We start from the raw sequence: 17,852 nt of genomic DNA, 5'->3' as shown, positions 1-17,852 counted from the left end.
AGGCCTTTCGTCACCGCCGCGAGCGCGCGTGTTTGTCCGGCGACACGCCGCACAAGGTGTACAACTGCGCACGCTCGCGGCAACCGGGCTGGCGCTCGCTCAGGCCTCGGTGGCCAGCGGGCTGGTGGCGACCTCGGTCCCGTCGGCCAGCGTGGAGACCTCGAAGTCGGCGAACACGGCGGGCGCCACGCCGACGAGCTGGCGCAGGCACTCGATGGCGAGGCGCCGGATTTCGACGTCGGCGTGCTCGCTGGCGCGCATCGCGATGAAGTGCCGCCACGCCCGGTAGTTCCCGGTCACCACGATGCGGGTTTCGGTGGCGTTGGGCAGCACGGCCCGGGCGGCCTGGCGCGCCTGCTTGCGCCGCAGCACCGCGCTCGGCTCGTCGGCGAACCTGGCTTCCAGCTTGGCCAGCAGCTCGGCGTAGGTGGCCCGGCTGGCGTCGGCGGCCTCGGTGAGGATCCGCTGCAACTCGGGGTCGTCGTCCATCCCGGGCGGGACGACGACCCGCGAGTCGCCCTCCGGCACGTAGCGTTGGGACAGCTGCGAGTAGGAGAAGTGCCGGTGCCGGATCAGCTCGTGGGTGCACGACCGCGAGATGCCGGTGATGTAGAACGACACGCTCGCGTGCTCGAGCACCGAGAAGTGCCCGACGTCGATGATGTGCCCGATGTAGCCGGCGTTGGTCGCCGTCCTGGGGTTCGGCTTCGACCAGCTCTGATAGCAGGCGCGGCCGGCGAACTCGGTGAGCGCGGGGCCGCCCTCGGCGTCGGTGGTCCAGGGCACGTCCGGCGGCGCCAGGAACTCCGTCTTGGCGATCAGTTGCACGCGCAGCGGCGCGGTCTCGGCCACGGCGCTCACCTTAACGCGACGGTCGCACGACAAGCTCACCCGACATCAGCAGCGGCAACACGGCATCGCGGAAGGCGGACAACCGCACGCATTCGGCGCGGCGGGCGTGGCACAGCGCGCCCAGGCCGGTGATCGTCCGCGACGCGGCGGGCGCCAACCGGCGAACATCGCGGACCCGAACCTCGAGCAGGTCGCGCGGTTGGATCCGCTGGTGGCTGCCCGAGGTCCCGGCGACCCGGCGCCGCAGCGTCTCGGTGACGGCGGGTTGCCGCAGGGCCGACCACAGCGCCGACGTGTCCACGCCGACCGGCCTCAGCACCACGAATTCGGTGCTGGCCAAGGCCATGTGCCGCGGCAGGGAGGGCACGTTCCAGATGCGCGGAATCCTGGGGTTGAGCTTGGCGACCAGCACGCACGGCTCCGACAGCAGGAACTTGCCGCTGCGCACCGACGCGGCGGCGACCAGCGCGGGTTTCGCGCCGACGTCGAACGCCGGCAGGCTGAAGTGGGCGACGACGTCGTCGAACGCGGCCGGCCCGAGGAGCACCGTCGATCGCTCGGCCAAACAGGACAACGGCACGTCGTCGGGCACCGGCTCCGCGATGGCCACCATCAGCTGTTCGGCGGCCGCGATCACGCGCTCGTTCGCGGCGATCTTGTCGTCGACGGCGCCGAGCACCTCGGCGATCCCGCGGCGTTGCGGCGCCGCCACGGCCGGGACCGAGACGTCGCGCAGGATCCGCTGGTTGAGCAGCGGCTGGCCGGATCCGGCGCGGTGATCGCCCAGCCCGCAGGTGTGCAGCGCGTAGTACCAGTACCGCGTGTCCCCGCGGTCCTTGGCCCGGCATACCAGCGCGTTGTCGGTGACCCAGACCTCGGCATCGCAATACCGCAGGCTGCCGCAATACGATCCGACCCGGCCCACGACGATGAGGGGCCCGGCCGCGTTGTGTTGTGCCGCATAGCCGATCGCCCCGTTGGCGCCGTAAACCCGGAAGCACCCGTCCGGCGCCCGTCGCGGCGGGCTGGTTCCGTTGCTGAATTCCAGGTGATCGCCGAGCCTGACCCTCACCGCAGGCGCTCCACCTGCTCGCGCACCAGGGCGTCCAGTCGCGCGGATTCGTCCAGCGCCGCCATCAGGTCGCCGGTCAACCGGGCGATCTTCTCGTCGACGGGCTCCCCGTCGCCGACGGCGGCGGGCGGCCCGACGTAGCGTCCGGGCGTCAGGGCGTAGCCGGCGGCCCTGATGTCATCCAGCGACGCCGAGCTGCAGAAGCCCGGAACATCCTGGTACGTCAGGCCTTTGGCGGCGGCCGACGGCGATCCGGACCACGCGTGGAAGGCCTCGACGATGCGAGCGACGTCGTCGTCGGACAGCGCACGCTCCGCCCGATCCGCCAGGTAGCCCAGCCCGCGGGCGTCGATGAACAGCACCTCGCCGGCCCGCGCGGCCTTGTCCCGGGCGAAGAACCACACGCACACCGGGATGCCGGTGCTGCGGAACAACTGCCCGGGCAGCGTCACCATGCACGACACCAGGTCCGCCTCGACGATCCCGGCTCGAATGTCGGCTTCCCCCAGCGTGTTCGACGACATCGAGCCGTTGGCCATCACCACACCGGCCTGGCCGCCCGGCGCCAGCTTGGACAGGATGTGTTGTATCCAGGCGTAGTTGGCGTTGGTGGCGGGCGGAACGCCGAAGCGCCAGCGCGGGTCCGTTTCGTCGCGGGCCCAATCCTTGATGTTGAAGGGCGGATTGGCCAGCACATAGTCCATCTGCACGCCGGCGTGCAGATCGTCGACGAACGTGTCGGCCCACCGCGCGCCGAGCCCGGAGTGGTCGATGCCGTGGACGGCGAGGTTCATCTTCGCCATCCGCCAGGTCTGCTCGACGCTTTCCTGCCCGTAGATCGTGACTTTCGCGCGATCGCCGTCGCGCGCGGCGATGAACTTCTCGGTCTGCACGAACATTCCCCCCGACCCGCAGCACGGGTCGTACACCCGCCCGCTCGACGGTTCGAGGACCTCGACGAGCACCCGCACCACGCTGGGCGGGGTGAAGAACTCGCCGCCGCGCCGGCCCTCGGCCCGGGCGAAGTGGCCCAGGAAATACTCGTACACCTCGCCCATCAGGTCCCGCGGGCGCCCGCCGCGGTCGAAGTGCGCGCCGTCGAGCAGGGCCACCAGCTCGCCGAGGCGGCGCGGATCGAGGTTCTCGTACAGCCTCGGCAGCGCGGCGGCCGCCATCGCGTCGTCGACCAGCCGGCCGAGGTCCGGCGATTCGGCGTTGTGCGCCAACGACTTCCAGCGCGAGTCGTAGGCATGCTTGAGGAACACCAGCCCGAGGACGACGTCCTTGTACTGGCCCGCCGACAGCGAGCCGCGCAGCTTGTTGGCCGCCTTCCAGAGCGTGTCCTTGAGCTCCTTGTCCGTGGCCCGCATCAGCTCGCCGCCCGCAGCTCGGCGGCCAGATTGCCCCGGGTGGAGACGCTGAACCCGCCCAGGCCCAGCCACGACGCCATCGACCGCAGTTCGCCGGCCAGCGCGTCGACCACGCGCGGCCGCGCGATGTCAGCCTCGCCGAACGCTCCCAGCACGCGCAGCGCGTCGCCGGGCCGGTCGGCCTTGAGGTCGACGCGCGCCACCAGCCGCCCGTCCATCAGCAGCGGCCACACGTAGTAGCCGTACCGGCGCTTGGCGGCCGGCGTGTAGATCTCGATGCGGTAGTGGAAACCGAACAGCCGCTCGACCCGGGGCCGGAAGAAGATCAACGGGTCGAACGGGCACAACAGCGCGGTGCCGCGGTCGACGCGCGGCACCGTCCGGCCCGCCCGCAGGTACGCCGGCGCGGACCAGCCGTCGACGTCGACCCGCTCGATCGCACCGGCGGACGCCAGCTCGGCGATCGCCGGCTTGACCTGCTGCGCCGACAGCCGGAAGTAGTCGCGGATGTCGGCCTCGGTCCCCACGCCCAGCGCGGTGGCGGCCCGCAGGGTGAGCTCGCGGACGGCCTCCTCGTCGTCGACCTCGCGGGCCAGCACGCTCGCCGGCAGCACCCGCTCCACCAGGTCGTAGTGGCGCGCGAAGCCCACCCGGGTGGCCGTGGTGAGCACGCCGGAGGCGAACAGCGCCTCGGCGACCCACTTGGTGTCGCTGCGGGTCCACCACGTTCCCTTCTTGCGCTTCGGCTCGGCGGCCAGGTGCTCCTCGATCTGCCCGGCGGTGCTGGGCCCGAGCTCCGCGACCGCGGCGACGATCCGCTCGGCGAGGCGGGGGTTGGCCTTGACGATGTGCGTGCCCCAGCGGCCGTGGGCGTACTGGCGCATCCGCCAGCGCAGCAGCGGCCAGTCGTCGACGGCCATCAGCGCGGCCTCATGCGCCCAATATTCGGCCAGCAGCCGCGCCGAGCGCGGCCCCCACGCCGCGCGGTCCAACACGTCGCGGTCGTAGGGGCCGAGCCGGCTGAACACCGGCGCGTAGTGGGCACGAACCGCCACCGAAACCGAATCCAGCTGCAGCACTTGGATTCTCGAGATGAGCCGCTTGAGATGCGCGCGGGTGATCGGGCCGGCGGGGCGGGGCTCGCTAAATCCTTGGGCCGCAACGGCAATACGGCGGGCCTGCGCGGCGGTCAGCCTGGAGGTGCGGGGCGACACGCGCCGAGAATACCGGCTTTTCGCCCGACCTCGGCGGCGGCGCGACCGGGCTCAGCCCGCGCCGACTTTCCCGTCCGCCGACACCAGCGAGCCCAGCTCCGGTGGATTTTTTCGTTCTTCGTATGCCGACTCGAGGGCGGCCGGGACCGGTTCCAGGTCGCGGTACACGGCCATCAATTCCTCGAGAATCTTGATTCGTTGCTTGCTCGCCTCGTCCACCGCGCGCAGGGCCTTGTCGCGATAGTGATCGGCCTCCTGCTTCGCGTCGCCGAGGAGCTGCTCACGCGCCCTCTGGGCGTCGGCGCGCATGCTGGCCAGTTCGGCCTCGAGCTTCTCCTTGGCCTCCGCATATTCGGCTTCCATGGCCTTTTGCTGCTCGGCCATGTCGGCCAACACCTCGTCGCGCCGTCGGTGGGCGGCCTGCGCCTCGGCCTCGGCCGCCGCGATCAGCGCCTCCGCCTCGGCCCGCGCCTCGGCCTGCATCTCGGCGGCCTCGTCGACCGTGCGCCGCAGCATCTTGGCCATCCGCTGCTGCACCGCGTGGGGCGAGGTCGACGTCTCGGTGAGAACGGCGATCTCCTTGCGCAGGGCGGCGGCCTCCTCACCGGATTCCCTCAGCCGCGCCCGGAGGCTCTCGACGTCGTCGCGCAGCAACTGCTGCTTGGTGGCCAACATCTCGATGTGCGCATCCACGGCGCCGGGGTCGTAGCCCCTGAACATGCGCGTAAACGTCTTTGCGGGTTCGGTTATCACTGCCAATTCCCCTCCATGGCAACGTCTGGTCAAAAACCCCGGCGAGACCGACCCCGCGTCCGAGTATGTCACGCCCGCGCGGTGGCGGTCAGCTCACGCCCGACGGTAGCTGTGAAAGCGGTAGCGCAGCCCCGTGCGGCTGACCTGCCACTCCCCCGTCTCGCCCAGCCACGCCTCGTCGAGCGCCGGGGCCAGCGCGTCCTCATCGTCGCGCACCAGGTCGATCTCGACCTCGGTGACCTCGCAGCGGCTGGCCAGCGGCAGCGCCAGCACGTAGATCTCCGCGCCGCCGATCACCCACGTCTGCGCCTCCGTCTCGAAAATTGCCGAAGCCGCCACGAGCGAACCGACGACCTCCGCCCCGTCGGCGCGGTAGTCGGCCTGCCGGGTCATGACAACGTTTCGGCGGCCCGGCAGCGGCCGGACCCGGGCCGGCAGCGATTCCCAGGTGCGCCGGCCCATCACGACCGTGTGCCCCATGGTCACCTGCTTGAAACGGGCCAGGTCTTCGGGCACCCGCCAGGGGATGTCGCCGCCGCGCCCGATGACGCCGGACGTCGACTGAGCCCACACCAGACCCACAGACGTCATATACGGCTCATACGGCGACGGGGGCTTTGATCGCCGGGTGCGGGTCGTAGTTGTTCACGACCACATCCTCGTAGGTGTAGTCGAAGATCGAATCCCGATGCGCGAGAACGAGTTCCGGGTAGGGTCGCGGCTTGCGGCCGAGTTGGGTCCGGACCTGTTCGACGTGGTTGTCGTAGATGTGACAGTCACCGCCCGTCCAGACGAACTCGCCGACCGACAGTCCGGCCTGGGCGGCCATCATGTGGGTGAGCAGCGCGTAGCTGGCGATGTTGAACGGCACGCCGAGGAACAGGTCCGCGCTGCGCTGGTAGAGCTGGCAGCTCAGCCGGCCGTCGGCCACGTAGAACTGGAAGAACGCGTGGCACGGCGGCAGCGCCATCTGCGGGATGTCGCCGACGTTCCACGCCGACACGATGATGCGGCGCGAGTTCGGGTCCGTGCGCAGCAGGTCCAGCGCGGCGCTGATCTGGTCGACGTGCTCGCCGGACGGGGTCGGCCAGGACCGCCACTGCACGCCGTAGATCGGCCCGAGATCGCCGGTGTCGCTTGCCCATTCGTCCCAGATGGTGACGCCGTGCTCGTGCAGCCACGCGACGTTGGAGTCGCCGCGCAAAAACCAGAGCAACTCGTAGACCACCGACTTCAGATGCACCTTCTTGGTGGTCAGCAAGGGGAATCCGGCCGATAGGTCGTAGCGCAGCTGCTGGCCGAACAGGCTGCGGGTTCCGGTGCCGGTGCGGTCGGCTTTCGTCGCGCCCCGCTCGAGCACCAGGCGCAGCAGGTCCTCGTAGGGGGTCGGGATCGGCACGCGGTCAATTTACCTCGGCGGCTGGGGAGTAGAACGGGAGCCATGCCGAAGATCACCGACAGCGTCACCACCCCCGACGGCTCCTGCCCCGTCGGCCTGTTCACCCCCGATGGCCAGGGTCCCTGGCCCGGCGTCGTGATGTATTGCGATGCCGGCGGCGTGCGCGACACCTTCGACCAGATGGCTGCCAAGTTGGCCGGATTCGGTTACGCGGTGCTGCTTCCCGACGTCTACTACCGCAGCGGCGACTGGGCCCCGTTCGACATGGCCACCGTGTTCAGCGACCCCAAGGAACGCGGGCGCCTGTTCTCCATGATCGGCGGCATCACGCCGGACAAGATGGCCGGCGACGCCGGCGCCTTCTTCGATTACCTGGCCGCGCGCCCCGAGGTGTCCGGGCAGCGGTTCGGCGTGTGCGGCTACTGCATGGGCGGCCGGACCTCGGTGGTGGGGGCCGGCCGCCTCGGCGACCGCGTCGCCGCCGCCGCGTCGTTCCACGGCGGCGGCCTGGTGAGCGACGGGGCGGACAGCCCGCACCTGCTGGCCGACCGGATGACCGCGACCGTGTACGTGGGTGGCGCCGAAAACGACGCGTCCTTCACCGCCGATCACGCCGAACAGCTCGACAAGGCGCTGACGGCGGCCGGGGTCGCCCACACCATCGAGTGGTATTCGGCAGGCCACGGGTTCGCCGTCCCGGACAACCCGCCCTATGACCCCGCCGCCGACGAGCGCCACTGGGCGGCGATGACGGAGGTGTTCGGCTCGGCGCTATAGCGCCACGCCGGCACCCGCGGCGCCAACCTCCTCGAGCAGCCGCATCGCGGCCACGGCCGCACCGTCGGTGCGGATGTCAGCGGCCACGGCCCGGGCCCGCGCGCCGGTCCGGGGTGCGAGGGCGGACGCCAGCGCCGCGGACAGGGCCGCCGCCGTCGGCGGCGCCACCAGCCCGGCGCCAATGCCCAGCTCGGCCACCCGGCGCGCCCAGTACAGCTGGTCGGCCCCCTGCGGCACCACCACCTGGGGCGCACCGGCCAGGGCGGCCGTCGTCGTCGTGCCCGCGCCGCCGTGGTGCACGACGGCGGCGACCCGGGCGAACAGCGCCTGCTGGTTGACCTCGCCCACGGCAAGGCAGTCGTCCGCGTCGTCGAGCGGCGCCAGGCCGGCCCAGCCCCGGGCGAGCAGCGCGCGGCGGCCCTGCGCCCGGATCGCCTCGATGGCCGCCCGGGCGATGCCCTCCAGTGCCGGCACGGGCATGCTGCCGAAGCCCACGTACACCGGCGGCGCGCCGGCGTCCAGGAACTCCGCCAACGGGGCGGGGAGCGGGCGGGTGTCGCGCAGCAGCCACGCGCCGGTCTGGACCACGTCGAGGTCCGCCGGCTGCGGCCAGGGGCCCAGGGTCGGGTCGGCCGCGAGCCAGGGGCGCTCGGTGAAGGCGTAATCGCGGACGTTGTCGACGGGTGGCAGGCCGATCGCGGCGCGGTGCCTGTTGAGCGTCGCGCCGAAGTGCGCGTTCGCGTTCCGGGCGTCGAGGTCCCACAGCATCCGGTTGTCGCCCGTGCCCGCCGCCGGCGGGGCGCGCCAGAACGACGGTGGCGGGTGGTGCGCTGAGGGCAGGTCCGTCGGGTGATAGCTCGCGTACACGTAGCGGATGCCCAGCTTGTCGGCCGCCGAGCGCGCGCCGGCCGCGGCCGGCAGCAGGCCCGCCGCCACCAGCGCGTCACACCCCCGCGCCGCCGCGGCGACCGTGTCGAACTGCGCGGCGATCAGACCGTCGATGTGCCGCCGCAGATCGGCCTCCGTCGGCGGCGTCGTCCCGGTCACCATCGCGCGCACCGACTCGCCGAACGGCACCAGCGGCACGCCGAGGCCGGCCACCCGCTCGGCGAACTCCTCGTCCGGCGGCGCGCAGATGCGCACCTCCGCGCCGAGCGCCCGTAACTGCGTGGCCAGTCCGACCAGCGGCTCGACGCCGCCGCGCGAGTCGTATGTCGAGAGCAACACACGCATTTCGCTCACTCTTCAGCAGCGCCGCTCTCGCCGCGAGCCCGCGACGGCCGCCCGGCGCCCGTTGCCGCACGAAATGCTTCCGATCGTGGTGAGCCGAACGTGGCCGGCCGGAGTTAGCGAATCCCGCCCGGCGCGGTTGCTGTCGGCGGTTTTCACCGGTGACCGAGACTTTCGCCGAGTTAGCGACGACGCGTTCTCAAGTTTGCTGAATGCGCACCATACGCCAGCCCAACTCCGCATAAGTCCGGCCCATAGCTAATAAACTCCGCTAGGCAAAATTGTGTCGATACGGTGCATGACGCCTGGAATTAATTTGGCATGTGACAAATAGCTAATACGGTGAGGGCACTATAGACTTCTCGCGACCGTTCCCATACCATTTGCTGTCATCGCGTTCAGTCCATGAGCGCGACTTTCCCGCTTCGGGGCGCAATGCCCACAAAAAGGCCAGGGCGACGACGGGGGTAGGCGTGATCGGGAAGATTCCCACAGCCGTCAACGGTCGACGAATCGAGCGTCGAAGCCCCAGGCCGCCCAACCACCTGCCGATCGACGAGCTCCACCGGATGCCGGCCCTGGTCGTCTTGGACCGGCTGCCGTCCCCGGCCCTGGCGGTCGACCGCCTGGGCACCATCCTGTTCGCCAACGACTCGTTCTGCGACATGGTGGGGCATTCCCCCGAGGAGCTGCTCCAGATGGAGTTCGAACACATCTTTTACAGCCTGCCGGCCGACGACCGCTGGGTCGCGCTGGTCGGCACGGGCGCCAAGCGGCTCGTCGAGTTGCGGCACAAGTCGGGTCACTCGGTGTGGGCGAGCATGAGCAAGTCGGCGATGCGACGCCGTGACGACACGGTCGCGCTGGTCACCTTCCACGACCGCACCGAAGAACTCTGGCTCAACGACGACAACCCGGGCGTCACGACGCAGGCAGGTTGACCAGCTCCGCCAACCGGGCGCGGTGACGGTAGGCGGTGCCGAGCGCCACCTGGTCGCTCTTGGCGCGCTTGAGGTAGAGGTGCGCCGGATACTCCCAGGTCATCCCGATGCCGCCGTGCAGTTGCACGCATTCCTCGGCGGCGTGCACGGCGATGCCGCTGCAGTACGCCTGGGCGAGGGCCGCGGCCGTCGCGGCATCGTCATCGCCCCGGGCGCACGTGTCGGCGGCGTATCGCGCGGCCGCCGTCGCCGCGCCGACCTCGAACCACAGATCCGCCAGGCGGTGCTTGATCGCCTGGTAGGAGCCGATCGCGCGCCCGAATTGCTTGCGCTGCTTGACGTAGGCCAGCGTGGTGTCGAAACACCACTGGGCCACCCCGAGCTGCTCCGACGCGAGCAGGGCCGCAGCGGTGCGCAGCGCTTCGGCCACGGCAGGGTCCGCCGGCCCGACCGGCGATGACGCCGCCCCCGAAAAGTTCACGTCCGCAAGCGGTCTCGTCATGTCCAGGGCCAGCACCGGCGATACCTGCACGCCCGGTGCGGTGCGCGCAACGGCGTGCAACTCGAGCCCGTCCGGGCCCGCCACCGGCACCACCAGCACGTCGGCCTGTGCGGCGCCCGCGACGCTGCCGACCGATCCGCTCAGGCCCCCGGCGCCGCCGGTGACGCCCGCGACCGCATCGCCCGGCGCGGTGGACAGCGGCACCACCAGCGCCGCGGTGGCTTCGCCCCGGGCCAGCGCGGACACCGTTTCGGTGTCGCCGGCGCCCAGCAGGGCGACGGTCGCCAGCACCGCGCTGGACAAAAACGGCACCGGCGCGACGGCCCGGCCGATCTCCTCCATCACCACCGCGGCCTCGCGCGCCGACGCGCCGGCGCCGCCGAGCTCCTCGGGCACCAGCAGCCCCGCCACCCCGAGGTCCGCGGCCAGCGTCCGCCACAGCCCCGAAAAGTCCGGTGGCTCAGCGCTATAGGCGCGGGCCGCCGATTCGGGCGGGCACCGGTCGGCGAACAGGTTACGGACGCTGTCCCGCAACGCCTCCTCGGTGTCGGAGTACAGCAGGTCGGGCCCACCGTTTTCGGTCATCGGTCCAGGTCCTTCCACGGTCTGTCCTTGTCCACGCGATGCTCGCCGGGCAGGCCGAGGATCCGCTCGGAGATCGTGTTGCGCAACACCTCCGACGTGCCGCCCTCGATGGAGTTGCCGCGCGCCCGCAGGTAGCGGTACCCGGGCTCGCGACCGACCAGGTCGACCGTTTCCGGTCGGCGCATGGTCCAGTCGTCGTAGCGCAGCCCCGCTTCGCCGTGCAGTTCGATCTCGAATCCCGAAATCGCCTGCGCCAGGCGGGCGAAGGCCACCTTCATGCCCGCGCCCTCCGGGCCGGGCTGACCCGCGGTGGCCTGCTGGCGCAGCCGCTCACCCGCGAGCCGCAGGACCTCGGCCTCCACCCACAGCCGCATCAGTTCGTCGTGCATCGCCGACTCCCGCAGCGCCGGCTCGTCTCGCCACGCCTTGGCGACCTTGCCGATGTGGCCGCCCTCCCGGGGCGTTCCGGCGCGGGTGCCGATGGCGACGCGCTCATTGTTGAGGGTGGTGGTCGCGACGCGCCAGCCGCCGCCCTCCGGGCCGAGCCGATTGGCGTCGGGCACCCGGACGTCGGTGAGGAACACCTCGTTGAACTCCGCCTCGCCGGTGATCTGGCGCAGCGGGCGGACTTCCACGCCGGGCTGCGTCATGTCGCACAGGAAGTACGTCAGGCCGGCGTGTTTGGGCACCGCCGGGTCGGTGCGCGTGACGAGGATGGCCATGGACGCGTGCTGCGCCTGCGACGTCCACACCTTCTGCCCGTTGACAATCCAGTCGTCCCCGTCGCGGACCGCCCGGGTCGCCACGCCGGCCAGGTCCGAGCCGGCGCCCGGCTCGCTGAACAACTGGCAGTAGATCTGTTCGCCGGTGAACAACGGGCGCAGGAACGTTCGCTTCTGCTCGTCGGTCCCGAACGCCGCGATCGTCGGCGCCGCCATGCCCATGCCGATGTAGTTCTTGGCGGTGCCGCCCACCGGCACGCCCGCGGCGGCGAGCTCGGCGTCGACGAGTTCCTGGGCTTTACGCGGCAGGCCCAGCCCGCCGAATCCCTCCGGCAGATACACCCAGGCCAGCCCCGCATCGTATTGCGCCCCAAGGAATTCCCGCGGTTCGGTGCTGGCCGGGTCGTGCTCGTCGAGCAGCGTCCGGACCCGCGCCTTCAGGTCGGTCTCGGGACTCATTGGGCCTGATACCCCTGCGCGGGGCCGAGCAGCAGGCCGCCGTCGATCACCATCGTCTCGCCGGTGATCCAGCTCGCCGCGTCCGAGACCAGAAACGCGACCGCGCCGGCCACGTCGGCCGGCTCACCGATGCGCCCGAGCGCGATCGTCGCCGCCAGCGGATCCTCGTGGTCCTTCCACAGCGCCTCGGCCAGCCGGGTGCGCACCACGCCCGGGGCGATCGCGTTGACCCGGACGCGCGGCGAAAGTTCGAGCGCCAGTTGCTTGGTGACGTGAATCAGCGCGGCCTTGGTGGCGTTGTACATGCCCATCGCCGGCGATTGGTGCATCCCGCCGATGGACGCGGTGTTGACGATCGCCCCACCGTGCTCGCCCATCCACGATTTGACGACGAGCGAGGTCCACAGCAGCGGGGCCCACAGGTTGACGTCGAAGATCTTGGTGAACCGCGCGTGATCCTGATCGATCAGCGGCCCGTAGGCCGGGTTCGTTCCCGCGTTGTTGACCAGGATGTCGACGCGGCCGAAGCGCTCCAGCGTGAGATCGACGCAGCGCCGCGCGGCGTCCTCGTCGACGGCGTGCGCGCCGACGCCGACGGCCTTCTCGCCGACCTGCGCCGCGGCCGCGTCGGCCGCCTCCTGCTTGCGCGCGGTCAGCACCACGTCGGCGCCGGCCGCGGCCAGTTGCTGGGCGATCGCCAGCCCGATCCCGCGCGACGCCCCGGTGATGATCGCGCTACGGCCGGTCAAGTCCAGTGAGGTCATCGCGGTGTGCCTTCCCGTTCGCTAACCCGTTCGCTAACCCGTTCGCTACAAGGATGTTTTACACAGGTGTGTCGGTGGTATGCGACCCGCATGTTCACGAAATTAACCCTCACGAAAAGACTGGTGGTGGGCGGGGCTGCCGCCGCGGCGATCGCCGCCGCGCCGATCGCCATGATCGATCCGGTTGCTTCCGCGGCGCCGGCCGGTCCGGCGCCCACGCACGTCATCTTCAAGGACGACCCGGGCGGCGGCGGCTGCGACGCCAACGGCAACTGCGGGTCGGGCGGCCAGAACCAAGGGCCCGGCGGCGGGCCCGGCGGCCAGGGTTGCGTTCCCGGCGTGGGCTGTGGCTCCGGCGGCCAGTTCGCCGGCCCCGGCGGCGTGCCGGGCGGCCAGGGCTGCCTGCCCGGCGTCGGCTGCGGTTCCGGACACGGATAACCGGATAACTCCTCGCACCCTCAGCCTTCCGGAAGCCTGGTGATCCAGGCCCGGGAGTCTGCCGGGTCGATGACGTCGTCGAGTTCGAACGTGGTGGCCGAGCGCAGCGCCTTCCCGTGCTGGTAGGCCGCCGCCACGAGCTTGTCGAACAGCTGCCGGCGCTGGGCGGGATCCGCCTCGGCTGCCAGTTCCTTGCTGAACCCGAGTCGCACGGCGCCTTCCAGACCCATGCCGCCGATCTCCCCGGTCGGCCACGCAACCGTGAACTGGGGCGCGCGAAAGGACCCGCCGGCCATCGCCATCGCGCCCAGCCCATAACCCTTGCGCAGGATGATCATTCCCAGCGGCACGGTCAGCCGCGCGCCCAGCACGAACATCCGGCCGAAGCGGCGCACGGCCGCCTCCTTTTCCGCGTCGGGCCCGACCATGAACCCCGGGGTGTCGCACAGCGATATCACCGGCAACCGGAACGACTCGCACAGGGCGAGAAAGTCGCCGGCCTTGTCGGCCGCCTCGGCGTCGATGGCACCCCCGAGGTGGTGGGTGCTGTTGGCGATCAACCCGTATGCCACCCCCTCGACGCGCACCAGCGCGGTGACGATCCCGACGCCGTAGTCTCCCCGCAACTCGCACACGGAACCGACGTCGACGATCGACGCGATCGCCCGGTGCACGTCGTACGCCCGTAACCGGTTCTCCGGCACCACATGTCGGGCCAGCCGCGGATCGGGCGCCTCCCAGCCTTCGAGCGCGCCCTGGAAATACGAGAGGTACTGCTTGGCCAGCGCGACGGCATGCGCCTCGTCGCGGGCGACCAGGCTGACCACGCCGTTGTGCCGCTGCACGTCGATCGGCCCGATCGCCTCGGGCGGGTACACCCCGAGCCCGCCGCCCTCGATCATGGCCGGCCCGCCCATGCCGATGTTGGCATCGGGGGTCGCGATGATCACGTCGCACACCCCGGCGAGCGCGGCGTTGCCGGCGAAGCAGCGGCCGGAGACGATCGACAGCAGCGGCACCCGCCCGCTCAGCGCGGCCAGCATCCGAAACGTCGGCACGTCCAGTCCCGCGTGCCCGCCGACGTCGGTGTCGCCGGGCCGGCCGCCGCCGCCCTCGGCAAACAGCACCACCGGCAGGCCTTTTCGGGTGGCCAGCTCGAAGACGCGATCGGTCTTGGCGTGGTTGCGCATGCCCTGCGTTCCGGCCAGCACGGTGTAGTCGTAGGAGACGACGACGGTCTCGGTGCCCCCGATGGTGGCCAGGCCGGCGACCAGGCCGTCGGCCGGGGTGTTGGCGATCAGGTCCTCCTCGGAGCGCCTGCTGCGTTGGGCGGCGATCGCCAGCGCGCCGTACTCGACGAAGCTGCCGGGGTCGACCAGGTCGGCGATGTTCTCCCGGGCGGTGCGGCGGCCGCGGGCGTGCCGCTTGGCCACGGCCGCCTGCCGGCCCTCGTCGCGGGTGAGCAGGAGCCGTTTGCGCACCTCGTCGAGGTCGGCACGCGGCCGGTCGAGATCCAGGGCGGCCGAGTCCGATTCGCCGTCGGCCCCGGCGCCCGTGCGGGCGAACACGACCAGGGGGTCGCCGGGCCCGACGACCTGGCCGGGCACCACCAGGCTTCGCACGGTCCGCAGCGCGTCCGGCGCGGCGAGCACATGTTGCATCTTCATCGCCTCGAGGACGACGACCTGGCCGCCGGCTGCGATCTGTTCGCCCTCGGCCGCCACCTCGACCACGGTGCCGGCCAGTTGCGCGCGCAGCGCTTCCTCACCGGGATACAGCTCGACCGGCGCGGCGCGGACGTCATGCTGGTGGGACAGCGCGGCGGCGGCCAGCTCGGGCAGCTTCTCGTCGAGGAAATCCGTCGTCACCCAGCCGGACTGAACCTGACTGTCGGCCAATAGCTCTCGCAGTAATTCGATGTTCGTGGCAACGCCCTCGATGCCGAATTCGCCCAGAGCGATGCGGGCCTTGCGCGCCGCGGCCTGCATCGACGATCCGTGCACATGGGCGACAACCTTGGCCAGCAGCGAGTCGTAGCGCGGGCTGGTGATCAGCCCCGGCCGGCCGTAGGTGTCGACGCGCACCCCCGGACCGCTCGGGGGCGAGAACACCGTCAGGGTGCCCGCCGCCGGCACCACCGACCCGTCGGCGGCGAAGGTCTCCATGTTGACGCGGGCCTGGACCGCGATGCCGCGCCGCGCCGCCGGTTCGCCGATGACTTCGTTTCCGTCCGAGGCGATTCCGGCCGGGAGCCCCAATTCGTAATACGACGCGCCGCCGGCGATGGCCAGCTGCACGGCCACCAGGTCCACGCCGGTCGTTTCCTCGGTGACCGTGTGCTCCACCTGAATCCGAGGGTTGACCTCGAGGAAGACGAATGTGTCGGCGGCAACCAGGAATTCGACGGTGGCGACCCCGCGCAGGCCGACCCTGGCGCACAGCCGCGCCGCCGCCTGGTGCAATGCGCGGCGCAGCGTGTCGGAAAGCCCTTGGGCGGGAGCGATTTCGACCAGCTTCTGGTAGCGGCGCTGGATGCTGCAGTCCCGATCGCCGAGCGCCAGCGCGTGCGTCTGGTGCCCGGCCACCGCACCCACGACCTGCACCTCGATGTGCCGCGCGGCGGGCAGGACCGCCTCGGCGAACAGGGCCGGCTCACCGAAGCCGACTCGCGCCTCCGCGGCGCATTGTTGGTAGGCGCGCTCGATCTGGTCAGCGCGGCTCACCTTCCGCATTCCCCGGCCACCGCCGCCGGCGACGGCCTTGATCATGACGGCGCCGCCGTGGGCGGCGAGGAACGCCGCGATCTCCTCGACGCTGCCGGGCCCTTCGGTCGCGGGCAGCACCGGGACGCCCGCCGCGCGCGCGGCGGCCCGGGCCGACGGCTTGTTGCCGACCAACTCGAGCACGTCGGCACCGGGTCCCACGAACGTGCACCCGGCGGCCGCGCAGGCGCGCGCGAATTCCGCGTTCTCGCTGAGAAATCCGTAGCCGGGATGAATCAGCTCGGCGCCGGAGCTCTTGGCCGCCGCCAGCAACTCGGCGAGATTCAGGTAGGCCGCCGGGCCGGCGCCCGGCAGGCCGATCGCCTCGTCGGCGGCGTGCACGTGGGGGCTGTCGGCGTCGTCCTCGGCGTACACCGAGACCGACCGGAAGCCCAGTTCCGTTGCGGTGCGGATGATCCGGAGCGCGATCTCGCCGCGGTTTGCGATCAGCAGGGCGGCGCTCATCGCAGCGGGTCCCCCCAACGCACCTGCCCCCGCAGCTTGCCCTTGAGCAGTTTGCCACCGGCGTTGCGCGGCAGCTCCTCGGCCACCACCGTCACGTACTGCGGGACCTTGTAGTCGGCCAGCTGCTCGCGGCAGTGCGCGAGGACGGCCCGCACGTCGATCTCCCCCTCGCCGGCGAAGATCACGGCGCCGACCTTCTCCCCCATCACCTCGTCGGGCACCGCCAGCACGCAGGCGTCGGCGACGTTGGGCGCCGAGAGCAGCGCCGCCTCGACCTCGACGCTGGAGATGTTCTCGCCGCCGCGGTTGATGATGTCCTTGAGCCGGTCGACGATGTGCACCCGCCCCGCATCGTCGACCCGGACCACGTCGCCGGTGTGCAGCCAGCCGTCCGCGAAGGTGTCCCGGGTGGCGTCGGGCCGGTTCCAGTAGCCCGCCGTGACATTGGCGCCGCGCGCGACCAACTCGCCCACGCCCGTCTCGTCGCCGGCGAACGGGACCAGGCCCAGGTCCACCGAGGGGACCGCGTACCCGACGGAGTCGGCGTGCTCGACGGCGTCGCGGTCGGGCAGGACGGTCATCAGCGAGGCGGTCTCGGTCATGCCGTACCCGTTGAACACCGTGGCGTGCGGGAATGCCTGCTTGACCGATCGGACCAACGACGGCGCGATGGGCGCGCCCCCGTAGCCCACCCAGCGGATGCCGGAAACGTCGGCTTGCGCAAACCCCTTGTGCCGCAACATTAACGCATAGATGGCGGGGACGGTCACCATCACCGAGATGCGCTCGGCGCTCAGCGTCGCGATCAACGCGTCGAGGTTGAGCGCGGGCATGATCACCGACGCACCCCCGAGGCGCATCGCCGCCAAAAGCTGTGAGTTGCAGCCGGTCACGTGGAATAGTGGCACCGAGATCAGCGTCCGCATTCCCTCGCCGAGGTCCCTGGGCTGGTCGAGACAGCGGATCGCGTTCTCGGTGTTGGTCACGAAGGCCTCGTGGGTGGTCGGCACGCCCTTGGGGTGGCCGGTGGTGCCCGAGGTGTAGAACAGGGCGGCCGTGTCCGTGTGGCCGAGTCCGTGGGTCACGTAGGGCTGGCCGTCAGGCAGCGGTGCGTCCGGGGACAGGTCGATCCGCGCACCGGAGTCGGACAGGACAAACTCGACCTCGGGACGCGCCGAGCGCGTATTGACCGCCACCGCAACGCCGCCGGCCATCACCGTGCCCCAGAACGCCAGCACCCAATCGATCCCGGCCGGGTGGCGCACGGCAACGCGATCGCCCGGGCTCAGTCCGTCGGCCCGTAGCCCGCCGGCCACCCGCGCGGCGCGCTCCCACAGCTGTCGGTAGGTCAGCCGGCCGGCGCCGAGTTCGACCACGGCCTCACTGTGGGGGCGGTTGTCGACCTGCTCGGCGAGCATGTCCAGCAGGGTGGCGGGCAGGCGGTCGTAGCGCGGGACGCCGTCGGCGTCGCGGGACACGCCGGTCGTGGGGAATGGGTTGTGGCCGCGCGGAATTTCGATCACTTCAGGCATGCCCGGTCCCTGTAT

16 protein-coding genes are annotated in these 17,852 nt (G+C 71.2%); 3 read left to right on the top strand and 13 right to left on the bottom strand.

Translation table 11 applies throughout. The annotated features are described in order from the left end of the window. Positions 1 to 99 precede the first annotated feature (99 nt). The 7 genes from thyX to A5673_RS15980 all read right to left on the bottom strand — a co-directional run bounded on the left by thyX (position 100) and on the right by A5673_RS15980 (position 6,660). Positions 100 to 852, bottom strand: a complete 753-nt coding sequence (thyX, locus tag A5673_RS16010) for an FAD-dependent thymidylate synthase (RefSeq protein ID WP_068234214.1) — start codon at positions 850 to 852, stop codon at positions 100 to 102. Positions 853 to 862: 10 nt separating this feature from the next. Further along, positions 863 to 1,924, bottom strand: coding sequence for a restriction endonuclease subunit S (locus A5673_RS16005; RefSeq protein ID WP_068234146.1), 1,062 nt, complete (start codon positions 1,922 to 1,924; stop codon positions 863 to 865). Beyond that, positions 1,921 to 3,294, bottom strand: coding sequence for a type I restriction-modification system subunit M (locus A5673_RS16000; protein WP_068234144.1), 1,374 nt, complete (start codon positions 3,292 to 3,294; stop codon positions 1,921 to 1,923). Before A5673_RS16000 ends, A5673_RS16005 begins: the two co-directional genes overlap by 4 nt. Then, positions 3,294 to 4,508 carry a winged helix-turn-helix domain-containing protein gene (locus tag A5673_RS15995; protein ID WP_068234141.1) on the bottom strand — a complete coding sequence of 405 codons (1,215 nt, stop codon included), beginning with the start codon at positions 4,506 to 4,508 and terminating at the stop codon, positions 3,294 to 3,296. Before A5673_RS15995 ends, A5673_RS16000 begins: the two co-directional genes overlap by 1 nt. 51 nt (positions 4,509 to 4,559) lie before the next feature. Then, positions 4,560 to 5,261, bottom strand: a complete 702-nt coding sequence (locus A5673_RS15990) for a cell division protein DivIVA (protein WP_068234138.1) — start codon at positions 5,259 to 5,261, stop codon at positions 4,560 to 4,562. A 93-nt stretch (positions 5,262 to 5,354) separates the two neighbouring features. Then, on the bottom strand, positions 5,355 to 5,852 hold the full coding sequence (locus tag A5673_RS15985) for a dihydrofolate reductase (RefSeq protein WP_068234135.1): 498 nt from the start codon (positions 5,850 to 5,852) through the stop codon (positions 5,355 to 5,357). A 7-nt stretch (positions 5,853 to 5,859) separates the two neighbouring features. Continuing rightward, positions 5,860 to 6,660: a thymidylate synthase gene (locus tag A5673_RS15980; RefSeq protein WP_068234131.1), complete on the bottom strand. Its 801-nt coding sequence runs from the start codon at positions 6,658 to 6,660 to the stop codon at positions 5,860 to 5,862. Positions 6,661 to 6,702: 42 nt separating this feature from the next. Here A5673_RS15980 and A5673_RS15975 point away from each other — a divergent pair, with 42 nt between their 5' ends. Then, positions 6,703 to 7,437, top strand: coding sequence for a dienelactone hydrolase family protein (locus tag A5673_RS15975; RefSeq protein WP_068234127.1), 735 nt, complete (start codon positions 6,703 to 6,705; stop codon positions 7,435 to 7,437). On the opposite strand, the gene A5673_RS15970 is transcribed toward A5673_RS15975, so the two are convergent. Continuing rightward, on the bottom strand, positions 7,432 to 8,670 hold the full coding sequence (locus A5673_RS15970) for a glycosyltransferase (RefSeq protein WP_068234123.1): 1,239 nt from the start codon (positions 8,668 to 8,670) through the stop codon (positions 7,432 to 7,434). The genes A5673_RS15975 and A5673_RS15970 overlap by 6 nt on opposite strands. A gap of 470 nt (positions 8,671 to 9,140) precedes the next feature. Between A5673_RS15970 and A5673_RS15965 the strand changes: the two genes are divergently transcribed. Continuing rightward, positions 9,141 to 9,608, top strand: coding sequence for a PAS domain-containing protein (locus tag A5673_RS15965; RefSeq protein WP_369806490.1), 468 nt, complete (start codon positions 9,141 to 9,143; stop codon positions 9,606 to 9,608). Here A5673_RS15965 and A5673_RS15960 read toward each other — a convergent pair. From A5673_RS15960 to A5673_RS15950, 3 genes are read right to left on the bottom strand one after another with little or no spacing between them, the layout of a single operon-like run. After that, positions 9,589 to 10,695, bottom strand: coding sequence for an acyl-CoA dehydrogenase family protein (locus A5673_RS15960; RefSeq protein WP_068234120.1), 1,107 nt, complete (start codon positions 10,693 to 10,695; stop codon positions 9,589 to 9,591). The two genes, A5673_RS15965 and A5673_RS15960, sit on opposite strands and share 20 nt — an antisense overlap. After that, positions 10,692 to 11,876: an acyl-CoA dehydrogenase family protein gene (locus A5673_RS15955; RefSeq protein WP_068234116.1), complete on the bottom strand. Its 1,185-nt coding sequence runs from the start codon at positions 11,874 to 11,876 to the stop codon at positions 10,692 to 10,694. Before A5673_RS15955 ends, A5673_RS15960 begins: the two co-directional genes overlap by 4 nt. Then, positions 11,873 to 12,640: an SDR family oxidoreductase gene (locus A5673_RS15950; RefSeq protein ID WP_068234112.1), complete on the bottom strand. Its 768-nt coding sequence runs from the start codon at positions 12,638 to 12,640 to the stop codon at positions 11,873 to 11,875. Before A5673_RS15950 ends, A5673_RS15955 begins: the two co-directional genes overlap by 4 nt. A gap of 90 nt (positions 12,641 to 12,730) precedes the next feature. Between A5673_RS15950 and A5673_RS15945 the strand changes: the two genes are divergently transcribed. Beyond that, positions 12,731 to 13,078: a PE-PGRS family protein gene (locus A5673_RS15945; protein ID WP_068234109.1), complete on the top strand. Its 348-nt coding sequence runs from the start codon at positions 12,731 to 12,733 to the stop codon at positions 13,076 to 13,078. Positions 13,079 to 13,098: 20 nt separating this feature from the next. Here the strand turns inward: A5673_RS15945 and A5673_RS15940 are convergent, their stop codons facing one another. After that, entirely contained in the window at positions 13,099 to 16,305 is a 3,207-nt protein-coding gene (locus A5673_RS15940) for a carboxyl transferase domain-containing protein (protein ID WP_068234106.1), read from the bottom strand. Then, entirely contained in the window at positions 16,302 to 17,837 is a 1,536-nt protein-coding gene (locus A5673_RS15935; RefSeq protein WP_197518395.1) for a class I adenylate-forming enzyme family protein, read from the bottom strand. Before A5673_RS15935 ends, A5673_RS15940 begins: the two co-directional genes overlap by 4 nt. Positions 17,838 to 17,852 lie beyond the last annotated feature (15 nt).

Source organism: Mycobacterium sp. E3198, from assembly GCF_001667015.1.
Lineage (GTDB): Bacteria > Actinomycetota > Actinomycetes > Mycobacteriales > Mycobacteriaceae > Mycobacterium.
This window is presented reverse-complemented; position numbering and strand designations above follow the sequence as displayed.